Origin of the sequence: Curtobacterium sp. GD1 (genome assembly GCF_020882855.1) — a bacterium.
GTDB lineage: Bacteria > Actinomycetota > Actinomycetes > Actinomycetales > Microbacteriaceae > Curtobacterium.
On record NZ_JAFEVQ010000032.1, the window covers coordinates 20,660 to 40,228 of the forward strand.

Genomic DNA, 19,569 nt, shown 5'->3' on the forward strand with positions numbered 1-19,569 from the left:
ACCGCGGGATCTGGACATCCGAGCCGTGGGGGTGCGCATGGCCGACCCGCTGACCGACGACTTCGCCGAGGGGCAGACCACGACGCCGGCGACGGTCCGGTTCGAGGTGTCCGGCGGACACCCGGACGACGCCGTGCGGGACCTCGGCGCGGTCTACGGCGGCACGCAGTGGGTCGCGCGGCTGACCGACGCGCCGTTCGACTACCGGTACACGGCGATCGGCGACGCCGAGGTGACCATCCGCCGGTCGCAGTTGCGCGGCGCCCTCTCCGGGGTGGTGCCGGCCGGTGGCGACTACGTCGTGACGTGGATCAGCTCCGGCACCGCCGAGATCGAACGGCTGGGGGAGCGGTACGCCCTGCCGCTCGACGCCCCCGCACTCTTCCCGCCGGACCACGACTACGCCTTCCGCACCGCGGACTACGACCAGCGGGTCGTGCACCTCGACCGAGCGTTCGTCCGCCGGGTCGCCGTGACGCGCACCGACGTCGGCGACCACGCGCTGCGCTTCGACGACCGGCACGTGCCGGGGTCCGAGACGGCGCGGCGCTGGCAGGGGGCGTTGACGGCGCTCGCACGGTCGCTGCGCGTCGGCGGCACGGACTCCATCGCCTGGCAGACCGCCAAGGTCACCGCCGCCGAGGTCTTCCTCGACATGTTCCCGCCGAAGCTCGACGACCTGCCCGGGGTGCTCGGGCAACCGCGCAACGCCCGTCTCCGTGCGGCGGTCGAGTACGTCCACGACCACGCCGCGGAGCCCGTCACGATCGGCGACCTGGCGGCGGCGTCGGGGTTGAGCGTGCGCTCGGTGCAGGAGTCGTTCCGTCGGGTGTTCGACGTGTCCCCGCTGACGTACCTGCGGCAGGTGCGCCTCGACCGGGTGCGCGCCGAGCTGCTCGACGCCGATCCGCTCGCCGGGGCGGTCGGGGACGTCGCTCGTCGGTGGGGGTTCGCGCACCTCGGGCGGTTCTCGGCGGCGTACGCGGAGCGGTTCGGGGAGTACCCGAAGCAGACGCTGCGGCGCTGACGGTCGCGGTGCGGTGCTGACGGTGCGGTCCGCCGCGCGGTGCGGCGCTGACGGTGCGGTCCGCCGCGCGGTGTCAGCGGTCCGCGGGCGCCGGTCCGGTGCTCCGGCGTACGCGCAGGGTCGTCGGCAGCCGGACGTGGTCCGACGTCGGCTCGCCGCGCAGCATCGTGAGGAGCATCTCGACCGCCCGCGAGCCGAGCTCGACCAAGGGCTGCGCGACGGTGGTCAGCGGCGGCGTGGTGGTCGCGGCCTGGGGCACGTCGTCGAACCCGACCACCGACAGGTCCCCGGGCACGTGGAGTCCGAGCTCGGCTGCGGCGCGGAGCACACCCACCGCCGACGAGTCGTTCGCCGCGAACACCGCGGTCGGACGGTCCGGTCCGGCGAGCAGGTCGCGGGCGACCTCGGCCGAACGGTCCTCCTGGTAGCCGCCGTCGCGGACCAGTGACTCGTCCACCGACAGGCCCGCTGCCGCCAGTGCGCGTCGGTAGCCGGCCTCGCGCAGCTGTGCCGACGCCAGGTCCGGACGACCCCGGAGGTGTGCGATCCGGGTGTGCCCGAGCGCGACGAGGTGCTCGACGGCCTGGACGGCCCCGGCCTCGTTGTCCGAGTCGACCGTGGCGTGCCCCTCGGGGCCGGTGTGCGGGTCGATCGCCACGACCGGGATCGACGAACTCGAGAGCGCCGTGCTCGGGGTCACCACGATCGCGCCGTCGATGAGCGTGCCGGACAACCGCGAGAGCGACCGGCGTTCCCACCCCTTCTGCTCGGCACCGGTCACGAGCCCGGCGTACGCGAGCAGTTCGTACCCGGTGCCGGTGGTGGCGCTGGACACCCCGCGCAGGAGCTCGGTCGAGAACGGCTCGAACTCGGTGACGAGGATGCCGATGACGTTCGTCCGCGAGCTGCGGAGGCTGCGTGCGACGAGCGAGGTCTCGTAGCCGAGCTGCTCGACGACCTCCTGCACGCGCAGGATCGTCGCGGGGGCGACGCCGTCGCGTTGGTTGATCACCTTCGACACCGTGGGGATCGAGACTCCGGCGGCGCGTGCGACGTCCGCGATGGTGACCCGGCCGGCTCCGGGACGCATGCCGAGAGCCGTGTCCATGTGCACACCGTACCGCTGAGCTGGCGCGCAAATTGGTAAAGAAAACGTTATCGATATCGATTGACATGGCTCGATGGCACCTGGCACGCTCTCCGCAGCGGCAGTCGATGTCGCTGATTGTCAACGACGACACTTCAGGAGATCCACGATGACGAGGAAGATCCGTGCCACGGCAGCCATCGCGCTGATCGGGGCGACAGCACTGGTGGCCGCAGGCTGCTCGGCCGGCAGCGACGCCGCCGGGGGCGACAGCGGCGACGGGAAGGTCTCGATGACCTTCTGGAACAACTCGACGACCGGGCCGGGCAAGGCCTTCTGGCAGGACACCGTCAAGGCGTTCGAGGCGAAGAACCCGAACGTCACGATCAAGATCCAGGCCATCCAGAACGAGGACCTGGACGGCAAGCTCCAGACCGCCCTCAACTCGAACTCCGCCCCGGACGTGTTCTCGCAGCGCGGCGGCGGCAAGATGGCCGCGATGGTCAACGCCGGCCAGCTGCTGGACATCTCCGACTCGATCGGCTCCGGTGCCAAGAGCGGGATCAGCGACGGATCGTTCAAGGCCTTCGAACTGAACGGCAAGACCTGGGCGATGCCGACGAACGTCGACCCCGAGGGCATCTGGTACAGCCAGGACCTCTTCGAGGAGGCCGGCATCGAGGGCACGCCGACCACGATGGACGAACTGAACGCCGACATCCAGAAGCTCAAGGACAAGGGCATCCAGCCGGTCGCCGTCGGTGCGAAGGACGCCTGGCCGGCGGCGCACTGGTACTACAACTTCGCACTGCGGGCCTGCTCGTCGAACGTGCTCAACAAGACCGCGCAGGACCTGAAGTTCGACAACAAGTGCTGGAAGCAGGCCGGTGAGGACACCAAGGCCTTCTTCGACACGAAGCCCTTCAACGACGGCTTCCTGACCACCTCGGCCCAGCAGGGCGCCGGCAGCTCCGCCGGTCTCGTCGCGAACCACAAGGCCGCGATGGAGCTCATGGGCGCCTGGGACCCGGGCGTGATCTCCTCGCTCACCCCGGACGGCAAGCCGCTGCAGGACCTCGGCTTCTTCCCGTTCCCGGAGGTCTCCGGCGGCAAGGGTGCGCCCGGCTCGATGATGGGCGCCGTGGGCGGGCTCTCCTGCTCGGCGAAGGCCCCGAAGAAGGCCTGCACCGACTTCCTCAACTTCGTCACCACGAAGAGCGTGCAGGAGAACTACTACAAGGCGTTCAACTCGATCCCCGCGAACAAGGACGCGCAGTCGGTCGTGACCGAGCCGTACCTGACCACGGTGCTCAAGGCGTACAACGACGCCCCGTTCGTCTCGAACTACCTCGACACGCTCTACGGCCAGAACGTCGGCAACGCGCTCAACACCAGCGTCGTCAACCTGCTCGCCGGCAAGGGGTCCGTCTCGGACATCGTGTCGACCGTCAACCAGGCCGCGGCGAAGGGCTGAGACACATGACCACCTCCGTCGCACCGCGCTCGAACGAAGCGCGGGCCGGGACGGGGCGTCGCACGGGCGGGGCCGACGGTTCGCCGTCGGCCCCGGCCCGCCGGGTCCGCAAGGGCACCGACGTCCGCACCCGCGTCGAGATCGCCGTCCTCGCCGGTCCGGCGGTGATCATGTTCGTCGGGTTCGTCATCCTGCCCGTCGCACTCGCCGCCTACTACGGCTTCTACAAGTGGCAGGGCTACGGCGCCCCGGTCGACTTCGTCGGCCTGCAGAACTACACCGTGATCTTCACCGACCCCGACTTCCGGGCGGTGCTCTGGCACAACCTGTTCATCGTCATCGGCTCGCTCGTCGTGCAGGGCCCGATCGCGATCGTCCTCGCGCTGCTGCTCAACCAGCGGATCCGCGGCCGCGGGCTCATCCGCGTCCTCATCTTCCTGCCGTACGTCATCTCCGAGGTCATCGTCGGCACCGGGTGGAGCCTCATGCTCCAGTCGAGCGGTGCGCTGAACGACCTGCTGCAGAGCATCGGCCTGGGCGGCCTGCGGAACGACTGGCTGTCGAACCCCGACATCGCGCTCTGGACCCTGCTCGGGATCATCTCGTGGAAGTACATCGGCTTCGCGGTGATCCTCTTCCTCGCCGGCCTGCAGAGCATCCCCGAGGAACTGTTCGAGGCCGCGCAGCTCGACGGCGCGAGCTACTGGCAGATCCAGCGACGCATCACGCTGCCCCTCCTCGGACCGACGCTCCGCATCTGGGCGTTCCTGTCGATCATCGGGTCACTGCAGCTGTTCGACCTCGTCTACATCATCTGGGGGCAGTACATCGCCTCGACCGCCGGGACCTCGACGATGGCGACCTACATGGTCGGCAACGGCCGCCTGTCCGGCAACTACGGGTACGGCAACGCCGTCGCCGTGGTGATCTTCCTCATCTCGCTGGTCGTCGCCCTCGTCTACCAGCGGTTCGTCCTGCGCCGCGACACCGCCGGCGCCCTGACCGAGAAGAGCGACCGATGACCGCCACCGCCTCGATCGTCGCGCCGAAGCGCCGCCAGCGTGACACCGGACCCGTCCGGCGTGAGCGCAACCTCGGCACGTACTTCATCGCGCTGCTGTTCATCGCCGTGTGCATCGGCCCGGTCGCGTACATCGTGCTCGGCGGGTTCCGCACGAACTCGCAGATCACCGCGAGCCCGGCAGGGCTGCCGAACCCGTGGCAGATCGGCAACTACGTCACCGTCCTGACGAGCGGCGTGTTCTGGCAGCAGCTCGGCAACTCGGTGATCGCCGGCGTCACCACCACCCTCGGCGTGGTCGTGCTCGGCCTCATGGTGAGCTTCGTGCTCGCCCGGTACCGGTTCCGGGGGAGCGGCGCGCTCTACTCGCTGTTCGCGGCCGGCCTGATGTTCCCGATCACGGTCGCCATCACGCCGCTCTACATCCTCGTGAAGGACCTCGGCCTGACGAACAACCTGGCGGGTGTGATCCTCCCGCAGATCGCGTTCGCCCTGCCGACGACGGTCATCATCCTGGTGCCGTTCCTCCGGGCGATCCCGGACGAGCTCGAGGAGGCGGCCGCCATCGACGGCGCGAGCAAGCTCGGGTTCTTCTTCCGCATGGTCGTCCCGCTGTCGCTCCCCGGCGTCGTCACGGTCGGCATCCTCGCGTTCATCGGCAGCTGGAACAGCTACCTCCTGCCGCTGTTCATCCTGAACGACGCGTCGACCTACACGCTGCCGCTCGGGGTCCAGGCGTTCGCGTCCCAGTACTCGGTCGACACCGCCCGGGTGCTCGCGTTCACGTCGCTCTCGATGATCCCGGCGCTCGTGTTCTTCGCGATCTTCCAGAAGCGCATCGTCGGCGGCCTGACCGGGGCGGTGAAGGGGTGACGGCGACGGACGCGACGCGGACCGTCGGGCGTGAGCCGCGCCTCCAGTCCGACCCGCGCCGTGTCGAGGACGCGACCGGCGCGGACCGCGCGACCGCCCTGCTCGCCGCCATGACGCTCGAGGAGAAGACCGCGCAGCTCGTCGGCTACTGGCTCGACCAGAACGGCGTGGTCGCCCCGATGCAGGGGGAGATGGCGGCGCACGACGACGCCGACGGCCGCACCCTGGCCGACGTCACGCGCCACGGCCTCGGGCAGTTCACCCGCGTCTACGGCACCCGCCCCGTCGAGCCGGACGAGCGCGCGGCGTGGCTGTGGTCGGAGCAGCGACGGCTCAAGCGCGAGACGCGACTCGGGATCCCGGCACTCGTGCACGAGGAGTGCCTCACCGGGCTCGCCGCCTGGAAGGCCGCCACGTTCCCGACGCCGCTGGCGTGGGGCGCTGCCTTCGACCCGGAGCTCGTCGAGCAGGTCGGCGAGGCGATCGGCGACTCGATGCGGCAGCTCGGCGTGCACCAGGGCCTCGCCCCGGTGCTCGACGTCGTCCGCGACCCACGGTGGGGGCGGGTGGACGAGTGCATCGGCGAGGACCCGTACCTCGTCGGGACGATCGGCACCGCCTACGTCCGGGGCCTGCAGCGCGCCGGGGTGGACGCGACGCTCAAGCACTTCCTCGGGTACTCCGCGTCGCAGGCGGGGCGGAACCACGCTCCCGTGCACGCCGGCCCGCGCGAGGTCGCGGACGTCTTCCTGCCGCCGTTCGAGATGGCACTGCGCGACGGCGGGGCCCGGAGCGTCATGAACTCGTACGCCGAGGTCGACGGCGTGCCGGTCGCGGCGAACGGTGACCTGCTGACCGACCTGCTCCGCGGCCGCCTCGGGTTCGAGGGCACGGTGGTCGCCGACTACTTCTCGGTCGCGTTCCTCGAGGTCATGCACGGCGTCGCCCCCGACCGTGGCGAAGCGGCCGCACTCGCCCTCACCGCGGGCATCGACGTCGAGCTGCCCACCGGGGACGCCTACCTCGCGCCGCTCGTCGACCGTGTCCGCTCCGGTGACGTCGACGAGGCGCTCGTCGACCGCGCTGTGCTCCGCGTGCTCCGGCAGAAGGAACGGCTCGGGCTGCTCGACCCGGACGCGTTCGAGGACGAGCCGCCGACCGGGATCGACCTCGACACCCCTCGGCACCGGGGGCTCGCGAAGGCGCTCGCGGCGCGGTCGCTCGTGCTGCTGTCGAACGGACCCGAGGCGCCGGTCCTGCCGCTGGCCCCGGGGGCGTCGGTGGCGCTGATCGGGCCGAACGCCGATCGCGCCGAGGCCCTGCAGGGCTGCTACTCCTTCGCCAACCACGTGCTCGCCGCGCACCCCGACCTGCCGCTCGGCTTCGCCATCCCGACCGTGCGCGAGGCGCTGACGGAGTCGCTCGGGGTCGACACCGTCCGGTTCGCCGCGGGCTGCGCCGTGACCGGCGACGACCGCTCCGGGTTCGACGACGCGGTCGCGGTCGCGGAGCGCTCCGACGTGGCGGTCGTCGTCGTCGGGGACCAGGCAGGGCTGTTCGGCCGCGGGACCGTCGGCGAGGGGAACGACACCGAGTCCCTCGACCTGCCGGGCGTCCAGCGCGAGCTCGTCGAGGCGGTGGTCGCCACCGGCACGCCGACCGTCGTCGTGCTCCTGACCGGACGGCCGTACGCCATCGGGTGGGCGCTCGACGGGGACGCTCCCCGTCCGGCCGCGGTGGTGCAGGCGTTCTTCCCCGGCGAGGGCGGCGGTCTCGCGATCGCGGACCTCCTCACCGGCGCCGCCGCACCGTCCGGTCGCCTGCCGGTCTCGCTCCCGCGGGCCGCCGGCGCGCAGCCGTACACGTACCTGCACCCGCGCCTCGGCGGGCCGTCCGACGTGACCGCGACCGACTCGACGCCCGTCCGGCCGTTCGGGTTCGGGCTCTCGTTCACCTCCTTCGCGTACGAGGAGCTCGTCGTCGACCCGACCGTGTCCAGCGCGGGGGCCTTCGACGCGTGGGTGACGGTCCGGAACACCGGGGAGCGTGCGGGCGAGGACGTGGTGCAGCTGTACGGGCACGACGTGCAGGGGAGCGTCACCCGGCCCGTCGCCCAGCTGCTCGGCTACGCCCGGGTCGCGCTCGGCCCGGGGGAGTCCGTGCGCCTGCGGTTCAGCGTGCCCGTCCAACGGTTCGCGTTCACCGACCGTGCACTGCGGAAGGTGGTCGAGCCCGGGGACGTGGAGGTGTGGGTCGCGTCCCACGCCGCGGCGTCCGGACCGACCGGTGGGGTGCGCGCCGACGGGATCGTCGCGGTGGGCGGCGGGACCGGCCCCGCGCCCGTCCCCGGGTCCGCCACGGCGCGTGCGGTCGTCCGCGTCACCGGGCCGGTGCGCGAGGTCGAGCCGTCCGACCGGCGCACGGTCACCTGGGAGCGGGTCTGACCGGACCGACGACGGCACGGACTGGAGGCGCGGTGCGGGCTCGCACCGCGCCTCCAGTCCGTCCCTTGGCCGGGATCCGGGTCAGAGCATCCCGGTGAGCACCCCGCCGTCGGCGCGGACCGCCGCACCGTTCGTGGCGGACGCCCGCGGGCTGGCGAGGTAGGCGACGAGGTCCGCGATCTCGTCGGGCCGGATGAACCGTTCGAGCAGGGTCGTGCGGTTCTGCCCGATCACCGCGGCCTGCACTGCCTCGACCGGAGCGTCCTGCGCGGCCGCGATCGTCTCGATCGTGGCCGCGACCCCGTCGGACCAGGTCGGGCCGCCGAGGACCGTGTTCACGGTGACGCCCGTCCCGCGGGTCCGCTTCGCCAGGCCGTTGCCGAGCGCGATCACCGCGGCCTTCGTGACGCCGTAGTGCACCATGTCGACGGGCACGTTCACGCCGGACTCGCTGCTGACGAACACGATCCGGCCCCAGCCGCGCTCGACCATCGGGTCGAGCAGTGCCCGGGACAGTCGGACGCCGCTCATCAGGTTGACGTCGAGGTACCGCCGCCACTCGGCATCGTCGACCGATCCGAAGTCGGCCAGGCCGAACAGTCCGACGTTGTTCACGAGCACGTCGACCTCCGGGAGCTGCTCGAGCAGCGCGTCCACCTGCGCCGGGTCGGCGAAGTCCGCCGGGATCCCGGACACCTCGGCGCCGGGGAGCGCCGCTCGCAACCGGGCGACGGCGGCGTCGACCCCCGTGCGTTCCCGTCCGTTCAGCACGACGCGGGCTCCCTCCGCCGTGAGGGCTGCTGCGACGGCGTACCCGATGCCCTGCGTCGAGCCGCTGACGAACGCCGTCCGGCCCCTGATGTCGAGATCCACGTCGTGCTCCTTTCGTGTCGTTCACTTGCCTGAGCAAGTCAATGTACGCAGGATCACTTGCCTGAGCAAGTCACGGTGGTACGCTCTCCCCATGCCGGACGACGTCGCCACCACCGGGCTCGACGCTGAGGAGCTCGAGGTCTGGGTCGCCCTCGCGACCGTGCTCGAACGACTGCCGACCGCGCTGGACGCGCAGCTGCAGCGTGACGCCGGCCTGACGCACTTCGAGCACGGCGTCCTGTTCGCCCTCGACAGCGAACCCGACCGGACCCTGCGGATGAGCGTGCTCGCCGCCGCCGCGAGCTGCACCCTGTCGCGGCTGTCCCGCGCGGTGACGCGGCTGGAGCAGAAGGGGTGGGTCCGGCGCGTGGTCGACCCGACCGACGGGCGGTTCACCCTCGCGGTGCTCACCGACAGTGGGCACGAGCAGGTCGTGGCGTCCACGCCGGCGCACCAGGCGCTCGTCCGGCGGGTGGTCTTCGACGCGCTCACGCCGGCCCAGGTGCGGCAGCTCGGCGCGGTCAGTCGACGCATCGCCGAGGCCGTCGGCGGGACACCGGTCTGGTCCCCGCCGACGCGGTGAGTCAGGGGCGCGGCGGAGCTGTGTAGGACCCGTTCCGGACGTCCTCGACGAGTGACCGCTCGGACGGCTGCCAATCGTAGGTGGCCCGTGCCTTCGTCGCGAGGAGGTGTGTGGACGTCGTCAGCGTCCGGACCGCCGGGCCCATCTGCGCCTCGGCGACCTCGAGCGGGACGGAGACGCTCGGGGTGCCGGTGAGGGTGCCGATCGCCTCCGCGAGTTCCCGGAAGGTGAACGGCACCGAACCGACCGCGTTGACGACGCCGGCGTCCGGGTGCTCGATCACCCGGACGTACAGGTCGGCGAGGTCGTCGACGTGCACGGGGTACCAGGCGTTCGCACCGTCGCCGATGTACGTCGCGGCGCCGTTCGCGACGGCGGCGTCGATGAGACCGGTGACGAGCCCGGTCCCGCCGCGGCCGAAGACGAGTCCGGCGCGGACGGCGATCCCGGTGATGCCCGGCGCGCCGAGCACGATGCGTTCGGCCCGTGCCTTGACCGGTTGGGCGCTGACCTCGGGGAGGACCGCGTCCTCGGTGACGTCCGTCGGGTCGAAGCCGTAGACGAGTCCGGTGGAGGTGTAGACGACGGGCTTCGGGGTGGTTCCGGGCGTTCCGTTCGTTCCGTTCGTTCCGTTCGTTCCGCCGGCTTCTGCTGCTCCGGCGGTGACGGCGCGGACGGCCGCGAGCTCGTCCTCGGTCGACTGCGCGGTCGGTGCGTAGTCCGAGGCGGCGTACACCACCGCGTCGGCGGCCGCGGCGGCTGTGCGGAGCACCTCGGTGTCGGTGATCGAGCCGGCGACGGGTACTGCGCCGGCCGCGCGCAGGCGGGCGGCGCTCTGCTCGGAACGGGCGAGCGCGGTGACGGAGTGGCCGGCGGAACGGAGGTGTTCGACGAGGACCGAGCCGAAGTAGCCGGTGCCGCCGATGACGAAGATCTGCATGGACGGCACGCTAAACTCTGACATCAGTGTCAAGGTCAAGCGAGGAGCAGCGACGATGCAGATCGGCGATCTGAGCCGGGCCAGCGGGGCGAGTGCCCGGTCGCTGCGCTACTACGAGCAGCTCGGGTTCATCCGACCGGAGCGCCGGGCCAACGGCTACCGCGACTACGACGAGTCCGACGTCGAGACCGTCGGCACGATCAAGATGCTCCTCGACCTCGGGCTGCCGACGGCGCTCATCGAACAGGTCCTGCCGTGCACCCGCGGCCGGAAGGTCGAGGACCAGTGCCCGGGCATCATCGACCAGGTCGTCGCGATCCGGGACGACATGGACGCGCGGGCGCAGCGGCTCCTCGCGACGAGGGACGCCCTGTCGGAGTCGCTCTCGCGCGTCGGACGCTGAACCGCTCCGCAGGCGGATTCCGCACGCGTGCAGCGACCGTCCCTAGGGTGACGCCATGCATGACGAACCTGACGGGGGCCAGCACCCGATCGTGCCGACCGAGCGCGGTGCCGTGCGCCACGGTCGCCAGCGGCGCGCAGCCCGCACCCTCTTCCCGGCGATCGGCGGCGTCCTCGCGATGGCACTCGTGCTCACGGGCGGGTACGCGGCCTGGTCGTACGCGCAGCTCGACAGCGCCGTGACGAAGGTGCACGTGGCGCTCCCGCACCCCTCGGCGTCCGCCGACGTCGACGGGTCGGCCGAGAACATCCTGCTCGTCGGGGACGACCACCGTCCGGCCGATGCCACCCCGCAGGAGCTCGCCGAGCTCGGCACGCAGCTGGACGACGGGGCGACGAACACCGACACCATGATCGTGTTGCACATCCCCGCGGGCGGGGGCAGCGCGACGATGATCTCGTTCCCGCGGGACTCGTGGGTGCCGATCCCCGGCCACGGCACGTTCAAGCTGAACAGCGCGTTCTCGGACGGTGCGGCGAACGGCGGCGGCGACGCCGGTGGCATGCGCCTGCTCATCCAGACCATCGAGAACATCAGCGGCCTGCAGATCGACCACTTCGTGCGCGTCTCGCTGCTCGGCTTCTACCAGCTCGTGAAGGCGCTCGGGCCGATCCAGGTCTGCCTGAACGAACCCGCCCACGACCCGAACTCGAACGTCGACCTCCCCGCAGGGAACTCGACGCTGAACGCCTCGCAGGCGCTCTCCTTCGTCCGGCAGCGCGACGGGCTCCCGCGCGGTGACCTCGACCGCGAGGTCCGCCAGCAGTACTTCCTCTCGCAGGAGGCCCGCAAGGTCCTCTCCGCCGGCACCCTCCTCAACCCGGTGAAGGTGTCGGACCTGCTGCACGGTGTCGGGGACGCCGTGCAGATCGACGACGGTCTCAGCATCCCGAGCCTCGTCAACACGTTCCGCAGCATCGACCTGTCGAGCATCCGGTCGACGACCATCCCCACCGCGGGGACCCCGACCATCGACGGCTACTCGACGGTGGCGGTGGACTTCGGCGCGGTGCCGGCGTTCATCCAGGGCATCGTGGGCGCGCCCGCGGCGTACACGGCGGCGAAGGCGGCGTCCCCGTCGAGCGTGCACGTGTCCGTGCAGAACGGCGGCTCCACGCCGGGCGGTGCGACGGCCGCCTCGGCAGCGCTCACGGCGAAGGGGTTCGTGGTCGGAGCGCCGAGCGACACCACCACCACGGCGGCCACGGTCGTCGAGTACCCGAAGGGCGCCGAGGCCGCGGCGAAGGCCGTCGTCGCGGCGGTCCCCGGAGCCACGACGGTCCGCTCGACCACGGTGTCGGGGGTGACGCTCGTGCTCGGGACCGACGGGCACACGGTCGGGGCCGCGGGGGCTGCCGGTTCGGGCTCGGGTTCGGCCGGCTCCGGCTCGGGTTCGGCTGGCTCCGGCTCCGGCGCGGGTTCGGGTTCGGCCGGGTCCGTTTCCGGCGCGGGCGCTCGCTCCGGGTCGTCCGGGTCCGGCGCCGCCGGTTCGTCCGGGGCGGGGTCGTCCGCGCCCGCGGCCACCCCGTCGTCCACCCCGGTCGGCAACGCGTACGGCAAGCAGGGCACCTGCATCAACTGATCGCACCCCCGGCCACCGCGCCGTGTCAGCATGGAGCGTGCTGACCGTCGGGATCCTCGTCGTCGCGGGCGTGGTGGCCGGGGTGATCGGCACCGCCGGCGGGATCACCTCGCTCGTGGCCTACCCGGCGCTGCTTGCCGTCGGGGTCCCACCGCTCGCCGCGAACGTCACGAACTCCGTCGCGCTCATCGGCAGCGGTGCGAGCTCCGCGTTCCGCGCGCGGCACGAGGTGCGCGCCGAACCCGCGGTCCTGCGTCGCTGGATGCCGACGACCGTCGCCGCCTCGCTCGCGGGCGCGGTGCTCCTGGTCGTCACACCGGCGCACCTCTTCGACCGCATCGTCCCGTTCCTCGTGCTCGCCGGGGGACTGCTCCTGCTGCTGCAGCCGCTCATCGACCGTCGTCGTGCACGGGCCGCCGGTGACGCCGCGGGTGGGCGCGGCGCCGCCGCCTCGGCCGGGATCGTCGGGGTCGGCGTCTACAACGGGTACTTCGGCGCCGGGTCCGGTGTGCTCATGATCGCCGTGCTGCTGCTCACCGGGGAGTCGTCCCTGCACCGTGCGAACGCCGTGAAGAACGTGCTGCTCCTCGCCGCGGACCTGTTGCCGGCGGTCGTGTTCGCGGTGTCCGGGCACGTCGTGTGGTCCGCCGCCGTGGCCCTCGGCGCGGGGGCGGTGGTCGGCGGGCTCGTCGGACCGACCGTCGCCCGGCGGGTGCCGCACGGGGTCCTCCGCGTCGCGATCGCGTGCTGCTCGGTCGCGCTCGCCGTGTACCTGTTCGTCACGGTGGCGTCGTCCTGATCCGCGGGGACGGTGGTCGCTGACGCCCCGGGACGACCGTCCGGATCGGTACGGTGGTCGGCATGGCACGATTCACGCCCCCAGCCGCCGACGCCGTCCGCGCACGCCTCCTGCTCGCCGCGCGCGACGAGTTCGCCGCGGCGGGGCTCGTCGGCGGCAAGGTCGAGCGGATCGCCGCCGCCGCGTCGAGCAACAAGGCGCAGGTCTTCCACTACTTCGGCAGCAAGGAGGGGCTGTTCGACGCCCTCGTCGAGCAGACCGTCGCCGAGACCTTCGACCTCGTCCCGCTCGACACCGACGACCTGCCCGGGTTCGCCGGCCGGTTGCACGACTCGTGGACCGAGCGGCCCTGGGCCCAGCGGCTGGCGACCTGGCACCGGCTCGAGCGCGCGTCGGCCGCTCCGCTCGAGGCGATCGTCGAACGCCGGACCACGATGGTCGCCGAGGTCGAGCGGGCGCAGCGGGCCGGCGTCCTGCCGCGCAGCTACCGACCCGCGGTGCTGCTCGGCCTCGTGCTGCACCTCGCGGCGTTCTGGAGCGAGGCCTCCGCGGAGTCCGAGGCCCTGACGCGCGCGGTGGTGCCGGCGCGGCGACGGCAGATCGTCGTCGACGCGGTCACGTCACTCGTCGGTAACTGACGGTCAGGACCCCGCGCCGAACGGCAGGCCGAGGGCGAAGGGCACGCCCAACCCGAGGAAGCCGGACGCGGCGACGGCGGCCGGCAGCACGACCGTGACGAGCGTCAGCGTCGCGCCGATGAGCACCGCCGCGAAGGCGAGGCCGTCGCCGCGCTCGCCGGTGCGCCGGACCTCACGGCGGGCGATGAACCCGACGACGACCCCGCCGATCGGCGCGACGAAGGCGAGCGCGATGGCCACGACCGCGATGAGGCTCAGCGGAGCGACCGCGGTCGGAGCACCCGCGGTCGCCGCGGCGTCGGGTCGGGTGGCGGGCACGTGGGCTCCGGGAGCGATGTCGGTCACGGCGACCGAGCCTAGGAGCGCGACGACCGACGGGGGAGTACCCAGTCCTGGTGGCGTGGAGGCACTCCGGTGTGCCACGCTCGGTCCGTGGACGACGGACTCCTCTACGACCTCTGCAGCCGAGCGCGGCGCGTGCACATGCGAGCCGGCGGGTCGGGGCCGGCGCTCCGCGGGCTGACGGACTTCATCTCCGCCGCAGCCGATCCCCGGGGCACCTACTCCGATGCAGCCCTCGTGGCGCTCGTCGAAGCGGCGCCGGACCCGGTCGGGTTCCGGTGGGGGCTGGAGCGGCTCGAGGCGGTGAGCGCCATCCGGACCGTCCCGCCGTCGGACTACTCCGCCGACGAGGTGGCCGAGTACGAGGATGCCCAGGCGGCTCTGCTGCGCCGGATCGGCCGCGACAGCGGGGAGCCCGCGCCGGGCCCCGTCCAAGTCGTGAAGAACGTCCTGGAGCAGTTCGTCCGCCGCTGGTACTGACCGCTGCGATCGCGCCCGGCTCAGCCGCGTCGTCCGGCGCGTGCGGCGAACGCATCGAGCGCCCCGAGCACCTCGTCGTTCCGGAAGAGGATGCCCTGCTGGTACTCGTTCTTCTTCGTCAGGATGCCAGCGGCGACGAGTCGGTCGAGGTGGGGGTACACGTTCTTCGCGTCGACACCCATCTCGGCTGCGAGGGTCGATGCGTTGAGGACGGGCTGCCGGGCGACCACATCGAGCGCCTGCCAGATGCCGGAGTCGCGACGGGCCGTGACGGCCGTTCGCCAGCGCGCTCGGATCGACGAGATCTCGTCCACGAGCTCGCGGGCGTTGCCGATCGCTTCGAAGGAGGCTTCGGCGACCAGACGGATGATCGGCTCGATGTCTCCCCGGCGGTAGTCGGTGAGCGCTCGGACGTACCCCGCGGTGTCGGTGAGGAGGCCGGCGGAGACCGGCACCGTCACGTTCTGGGTGAGTTCGTTCGACCGGAGCATCGCCTGGAGGAGCGCCCGGCCGGTGCGTCCGTTGCCGTCGGTGAACGGGTGGACCGTCTCGAACTGGGCATGCGTCACCGCGACCTGCGCGAGTCTGGGCAGGTCGAGTCGACGCGCGAACTCCATCACGTCGTCGACCAGCGACGGGACGCGTTCCCAGGCCGGCGCCACGTAGTCAGCGCCGACCGGCGTTCGCCCGCTGGTGCCGATCCACACGGCCTCTTCGCGGAACCGCCCGGCCTCGTGCCGGCGGTCGCCGCGGAGCAGCACTTCGTGCATGGCCAGCACGGTCTCCGTCGTCAACCGGTCGGACAACTCGATCGCGGTGCGCATCGCGCGGGTGTTCGACACGATCTCGCCCGCGTTGCGCTTCCCGACGCCGCCGAGTTCCGCAGTGAAGATCTGCCGCGCGCTCGCCGTCAGGTGTTCGATCTGCGACGAGGCAGCCGCTTCCGAGCGGAGCAGGAGCGGAGCGAACGGCGCGACCTCGCTCCCGAGGGACTCATCGAAGCGCGTGAGTGCTGTCGACGCCTCGTCTGCGAGGACCGACACGGCGTCGGACAGCCGCATGGAACGATGCGCGATGCGGGGTGGAACCGCTGCTCGGTACGGCTCGGTGGTCGTTTCCCGGCGCGCGGCTCGTGGACCGTGCTCCGCGTACCGGCTCTGCCACTGCAGATCCTCGAAATCGAGCGACGGCCACGCTTCGGGAAGCAACGTCATGAGTCGGACCTCGGATTTTCTGTGATAGGTCATTATCTCAGAAAATCTGCCGTCCGCACACTGCGATCTCGCCGGCTCAGCCCCGCTCGCGCAGGAACGCCACCTGCCGCTCCCAGTGCGCGAACCCACCACCCTCGTGCCCGTTGTACGGGTACACCTCGATCGCCTTGTCCACCGAGCCGAGCGCGTTGTACGCCGCGAAGGTCGTCCGCGGCGGGACCACGTCGTCCATGAGCGCGACGGAGAACAGCGCCGGCGCGGTGATCCCCGCCGCGAAGTGCACCCCGTCGAAGTAGGCGGCCGTGTCCCACACCGTGTCGATCGCGTCGCGGTGCACGGACAGGTACCGCGCGAGCTCGAGGTACGGACCACCCACGGCGACGGCGGTGCCGTTCTCCCAGTCGCTGAGGAACGCGACGTCCGGCAGGAGCGCCGTGATCGGTCCGACGTGCGCCTCGACCAGCGCGGCCGCGGCGATGGTGATCCCGCCGCCCTGGCTCCCGCCGGTCAGCGCGACGCGGTCCGGGTCGACGCCCGGCAGCGAGCGGACGGCGTCGACGAGTCGGACGGCGTCGGTGTACACGCGCCGGTAGTAGTGGTCGGCGGGGGACCCGATGCCGCTCGTCATCCAGCCGCCGATGTGCGGGCCGGAGCCGTGCGGGTCCGGAGTGTCGCCGCCGGATCCCCACCCGCTGCCCTGGCCGCGGGTGTCCATCACGACGTGCACGTACCCGGCGAGGGCCCACGAGACCCGCTCGCCAGGCAGCCCGCGACCGCCGTTGTAGCCGAGGAACTCGACGACGACCGGCAGCGGCCCGGCGGCGTCGACCGGTCGTGAGACCCAGGCCCGGACAGGGTCACCGGCGAAGCCCGGGAAGGTGAGGTCCTCGATGACGAGTCCGGTCACCGGGGTGTCGGCGGCGGCGAGGACGGGGTCGGTGCCCGACCCGGCGGCCCGGGCGTCGGCGACGGTCTCGGCCCAGAAAGCGTCGAAGTCGTCCGGCCGGCGGACGTCGGGTCGGTAGGCGCGCAGGGCGTCGAGGGGCAGGTCGGTGTACGGCATGTGGTCTCCTCCGGGCAGACCTTGGCGGATCGGGCGTACATGGTCGGAACGTCCGACCAGGTACGCCCGATCGTGCCAGGCGTTGCGATGTCGTGGCAGCCGCTCAGCGCGCGGCGGCCCGGTACTGCTCGAGCACCTCGGGGTGCGGGTCGCCGGCCACGACCGTGGTCGCCGTCTCCCACGCCGGCAGGCTCCCGGTGAGCACCCACGCCGCCTGCTTCGCCGCGCCGGCCGCCACGTACTCGCCCGGCTCCGGCACGAGGACGTCACGACCGAACACCTGCGCAGCGACGACCCGCACGGCCTCGTTGCGAGCGGCACCGCCGATGAGCAGCAGCCGCTCGACGGTGACACCGGTGCCCTCGACCGCCGCGAGGCCGTCCGCGAGCGCGCACAGCATCCCCTCGACCGCGGCCCGGGCGAGGTGCGCCCGGTCCGTCGTCCCCGGCGTCATGCCGAGCAGCGAGGCCGTCGCGTCCGGTCGGTTCGGCGTGCGCTCGCCGACGAAGTACGGCACGAGCACGAGCCCGTCGGCACCCGCCGGCGCCTGCAGCGCCAGCTCGCCGAGCGCGTCGTGGTCCACGCCGAGCAGACCGCCGATCACCTCGAGCACGCGCGCCGCGTTGAGCGTCGTGACGATCGGGAGGCGCGACCCGCTCCCGTCGGCGAAGCCCGCCACGGTCCCGCTCGGGTCGCGCACCTCGGCGTCGGTGACCCCGAAGACCGTGCCGCTCGTGCCGAGGGACACCGCGACGTCACCCGGGCCGAGTCCGAGGCCGAGCGCTGCCCCGGCGTTGTCGCCGAGTCCGGCGCCGACGAGGAGCCCCGATGGCGCCACGGCGTCGTTCGGCAGCCGGACGTCCGCGGTGAGCGTGCCCATCGCCTCGTCGGGCAGGACGACCCGCGGCACGACGACGGAGTCCGCGGAACCCGTGGCACCGGCGACGCGCATCGGTCGTCCGAGCGCCGACTCGAACAGCTCCGCGTCGTACTCGCGCCGCACCGGGTCCCAGTAGGCCGTGCCACTGGCGTCGGAGCCGTCGGTGGCGAGGGCGTCGAGGTCGGGGCCGAGCGGACTCTCGTCGGCCGGACCGTACCCGCGCAGCCGCCACGACAACCAGTCGTGGGGGAGGGCGACGGCCGCGACCCGGCCGGCGTTCTCGGGCTCCGCGTCGCGGAGCCACCGCAGCTTGGTACCGGTGAACGACGCCACCGGCACCAGACCCGTGCGGGCGACCCATGCCTCCTGGCCCAGCTCCGCGACCATCTGCGCGGCCGCGTCGGCACTGCGGACGTCGTTCCACAGCAGTGCGTCGCGGACCACGCGGCCGTCCGCGTCCAGTGCCACCATGCCGTGCTGCTGCCCGGCGATCGCGACGGCGCCGACGTCGGCGAGCCCGCCGGCGTCCGCAACGGCGGTACCGAGCGCGTCCCACCAGTGGCGGGGGTCGACGGACGTGCCGTCCGGGTGGGACGCGCGGCCCTCCCGGACGACGGCGCCGGTCGCAGCGTCACGGATCGTGACCTTGCAGGACTGGGTCGACGAGTCGACCCCGGCGACCAGGTCAGCCACGAGCGCCCATGAGGTGCTCGATGGCGAGCTGCTGCAGCTTCACGAAGCCGAAGCCCTTGCCGCCGAAGTACGCGTCGGCGTCGAAGTCCTCGAACGCGGAGCGGTCGGCGAGGAACGCGTCGTACGACTCGCCGTCGTTCAAGGTGGGGGTGCTGAGCTCGCCGACCTTCGAGGCCTCGAGCGCTGCCTGCACCTCGGGATCGGCGCGGAACGCCTGCGCACGTTCCTTGAGCAGGAGGTACATGCGCATGTTCGCGGCCGCGGAGTCCCAGACGCCCGTGATGTCCTCGGTGCGGCTCGGCTTGTAGTCGAAGTGGCGGGGGCCGTCGTACGCCGGGCCGCCCTGGGGGGCACCGTGCTCGAGCAGGTCGACGAGCGAGAACGCGTTCTGCAGGTCGCCGTGCCCGAAGACGAGGTCCTGGTCGTACTTGATGCCGCGCTGACCGTTGAGGTCGATGTGGAAGAGCTTGCCCTGGTAGAGCGCCTGGGCGATGCCGGCCGTGAAGTTCAGCCCGGCCATCTGCTCGTGGCCGACCTCGGGGTTGATGCCGAAGAGTTCCGGGCGCTCGAGCGTCTCGGTGAACGCGATGGCGTGGCCGAGGGTCGGCAGCAGGATGTCGCCGCGGGGCTCGTTCGGCTTCGGCTCGATGGCGAACCGGATGCCGTAGCCCTTGTCGGTGACGTACTGGGCGAGGAGGTTCACGGCCTCGCGGTAGCGCTCGAGCGCCGCCTGCACGTCCTTCGCGCTGTCGTACTCGGCACCCTCGCGGCCGCCCCACATCACGAACGTCGACGCGCCGAGCTCGGCGGCGAGGTCGATGTTGCGCAGGACCTTGCGGAGCGCGAACCGGCGCACCTGGCGGTCGTTCGAGGTGAAGCCGCCGTCCTTGAACACCGGGGCGGAGAAGAGGTTCGTCGTGACCATCGGCACGACGATGCCGGTGGCGTCGAGAGCACCCTTCAGGCGGTCGATCTGCGTCTGGCGCTCGGCGTCGGTCGAACCGAACGCGAAGAGGTCGTCGTCGTGGAAGGTCAGGCCGTAGGCGCCGAGCGCCAGACGCAGATCGACCGCCTGAAGGGTGCTCTCGACGCC

19 protein-coding genes are annotated in these 19,569 nt (G+C 72.1%); 11 read left to right on the top strand and 8 right to left on the bottom strand.

All coding sequences use genetic code 11. The features are described 5' to 3' along the window. Positions 1-37: 37 nt before the first annotated feature. Complete coding sequence (locus tag JSX79_RS15435; protein WP_229086969.1) at positions 38-1,027, top strand: AraC family transcriptional regulator; 990 nt, start codon at positions 38-40, stop codon at positions 1,025-1,027. A gap of 73 nt (positions 1,028-1,100) precedes the next feature. On the opposite strand, the gene JSX79_RS15440 is transcribed toward JSX79_RS15435, so the two are convergent. Continuing rightward, on the bottom strand, positions 1,101-2,135 hold the full coding sequence (locus JSX79_RS15440) for a LacI family DNA-binding transcriptional regulator (RefSeq protein WP_229086971.1): 1,035 nt from the start codon (positions 2,133-2,135) through the stop codon (positions 1,101-1,103). 148 nt (positions 2,136-2,283) lie between these two features. On the opposite strand from JSX79_RS15440, the gene JSX79_RS15445 reads away from it, so the two are divergent. From JSX79_RS15445 to JSX79_RS15460, 4 genes are all read left to right on the top strand, one after another. Further along, positions 2,284-3,588, top strand: a complete 1,305-nt coding sequence (locus tag JSX79_RS15445) for an ABC transporter substrate-binding protein (protein WP_229086973.1) — start codon at positions 2,284-2,286, stop codon at positions 3,586-3,588. Between the two features lie 5 nt (positions 3,589-3,593). After that, positions 3,594-4,610: a carbohydrate ABC transporter permease gene (locus JSX79_RS15450; protein WP_229086974.1), complete on the top strand. Its 1,017-nt coding sequence runs from the start codon at positions 3,594-3,596 to the stop codon at positions 4,608-4,610. Then, the gene (locus tag JSX79_RS15455) at positions 4,607-5,482 is read left to right on the top strand and encodes a carbohydrate ABC transporter permease (protein ID WP_070416818.1); all 876 of its coding nucleotides are present in this window, start codon (positions 4,607-4,609) and stop codon (positions 5,480-5,482) included. Before JSX79_RS15450 ends, JSX79_RS15455 begins: the two co-directional genes overlap by 4 nt. 110 nt (positions 5,483-5,592) lie before the next feature. Next, positions 5,593-7,926 (top strand): glycoside hydrolase family 3 N-terminal domain-containing protein, encoded by a 2,334-nt coding sequence (locus tag JSX79_RS15460; RefSeq protein WP_229087001.1) that lies wholly within the window; start codon positions 5,593-5,595, stop codon positions 7,924-7,926. A gap of 81 nt (positions 7,927-8,007) precedes the next feature. Here the strand turns inward: JSX79_RS15460 and JSX79_RS15465 are convergent, their stop codons facing one another. Then, on the bottom strand, positions 8,008-8,799 hold the full coding sequence (locus JSX79_RS15465) for an SDR family NAD(P)-dependent oxidoreductase (protein WP_229086975.1): 792 nt from the start codon (positions 8,797-8,799) through the stop codon (positions 8,008-8,010). A 91-nt stretch (positions 8,800-8,890) separates the two neighbouring features. Between JSX79_RS15465 and JSX79_RS15470 the strand changes: the two genes are divergently transcribed. Further along, positions 8,891-9,382, top strand: a complete 492-nt coding sequence (locus JSX79_RS15470) for a MarR family winged helix-turn-helix transcriptional regulator (protein ID WP_229086977.1) — start codon at positions 8,891-8,893, stop codon at positions 9,380-9,382. Position 9,383: 1 nt separating this feature from the next. Here the strand turns inward: JSX79_RS15470 and JSX79_RS15475 are convergent, their stop codons facing one another. Continuing rightward, the gene (locus tag JSX79_RS15475) at positions 9,384-10,322 is read right to left on the bottom strand and encodes an NAD-dependent epimerase/dehydratase family protein (protein WP_229086979.1); all 939 of its coding nucleotides are present in this window, start codon (positions 10,320-10,322) and stop codon (positions 9,384-9,386) included. A gap of 55 nt (positions 10,323-10,377) precedes the next feature. Here JSX79_RS15475 and JSX79_RS15480 point away from each other — a divergent pair, with 55 nt between their 5' ends. The 4 genes from JSX79_RS15480 to JSX79_RS15495 all read left to right on the top strand — a co-directional run bounded on the left by JSX79_RS15480 (position 10,378) and on the right by JSX79_RS15495 (position 13,804). Continuing rightward, a complete protein-coding gene (locus tag JSX79_RS15480; RefSeq protein ID WP_071303125.1) occupies positions 10,378-10,725 on the top strand; it encodes a MerR family transcriptional regulator in 348 nt (115 codons plus the stop codon). Positions 10,726-10,780: 55 nt separating this feature from the next. Further along, positions 10,781-12,367, top strand: coding sequence for an LCP family protein (locus tag JSX79_RS15485; protein ID WP_229086981.1), 1,587 nt, complete (start codon positions 10,781-10,783; stop codon positions 12,365-12,367). A gap of 37 nt (positions 12,368-12,404) precedes the next feature. Then, positions 12,405-13,166 carry a sulfite exporter TauE/SafE family protein gene (locus JSX79_RS15490; RefSeq protein ID WP_229086983.1) on the top strand — a complete coding sequence of 254 codons (762 nt, stop codon included), beginning with the start codon at positions 12,405-12,407 and terminating at the stop codon, positions 13,164-13,166. 62 nt (positions 13,167-13,228) lie between these two features. Then, positions 13,229-13,804, top strand: a complete 576-nt coding sequence (locus JSX79_RS15495; RefSeq protein ID WP_229086989.1) for a TetR family transcriptional regulator — start codon at positions 13,229-13,231, stop codon at positions 13,802-13,804. A 3-nt stretch (positions 13,805-13,807) separates the two neighbouring features. Here JSX79_RS15495 and JSX79_RS18760 read toward each other — a convergent pair whose 3' ends face one another. Then, the gene (locus JSX79_RS18760; protein ID WP_229086991.1) at positions 13,808-14,149 is read right to left on the bottom strand and encodes a DUF4190 domain-containing protein; all 342 of its coding nucleotides are present in this window, start codon (positions 14,147-14,149) and stop codon (positions 13,808-13,810) included. An 87-nt stretch (positions 14,150-14,236) separates the two neighbouring features. Between JSX79_RS18760 and JSX79_RS18765 the strand changes: the two genes are divergently transcribed. Next, the gene (locus JSX79_RS18765; RefSeq protein WP_175495961.1) at positions 14,237-14,626 is read left to right on the top strand and encodes a hypothetical protein; all 390 of its coding nucleotides are present in this window, start codon (positions 14,237-14,239) and stop codon (positions 14,624-14,626) included. Between the two features lie 20 nt (positions 14,627-14,646). Here the strand turns inward: JSX79_RS18765 and JSX79_RS15510 are convergent, their stop codons facing one another. From JSX79_RS15510 to xylA, 4 genes are all read right to left on the bottom strand, one after another. After that, a complete protein-coding gene (locus tag JSX79_RS15510) occupies positions 14,647-15,687 on the bottom strand; it encodes a Fic family protein (protein WP_217642558.1) in 1,041 nt (346 codons plus the stop codon). Between the two features lie 229 nt (positions 15,688-15,916). Beyond that, positions 15,917-16,903: an acetylxylan esterase gene (locus JSX79_RS15515; RefSeq protein ID WP_229086993.1), complete on the bottom strand. Its 987-nt coding sequence runs from the start codon at positions 16,901-16,903 to the stop codon at positions 15,917-15,919. A gap of 103 nt (positions 16,904-17,006) precedes the next feature. Continuing rightward, on the bottom strand, positions 17,007-18,476 hold the full coding sequence (locus tag JSX79_RS15520) for a xylulokinase (RefSeq protein ID WP_229086995.1): 1,470 nt from the start codon (positions 18,474-18,476) through the stop codon (positions 17,007-17,009). After that, the coding region (gene xylA / locus JSX79_RS15525) for a xylose isomerase (protein WP_229086997.1) at positions 18,469-19,569 on the bottom strand (1,101 nt) is incomplete at its 5' end. The genes xylA and JSX79_RS15520, both read right to left, overlap by 8 nt.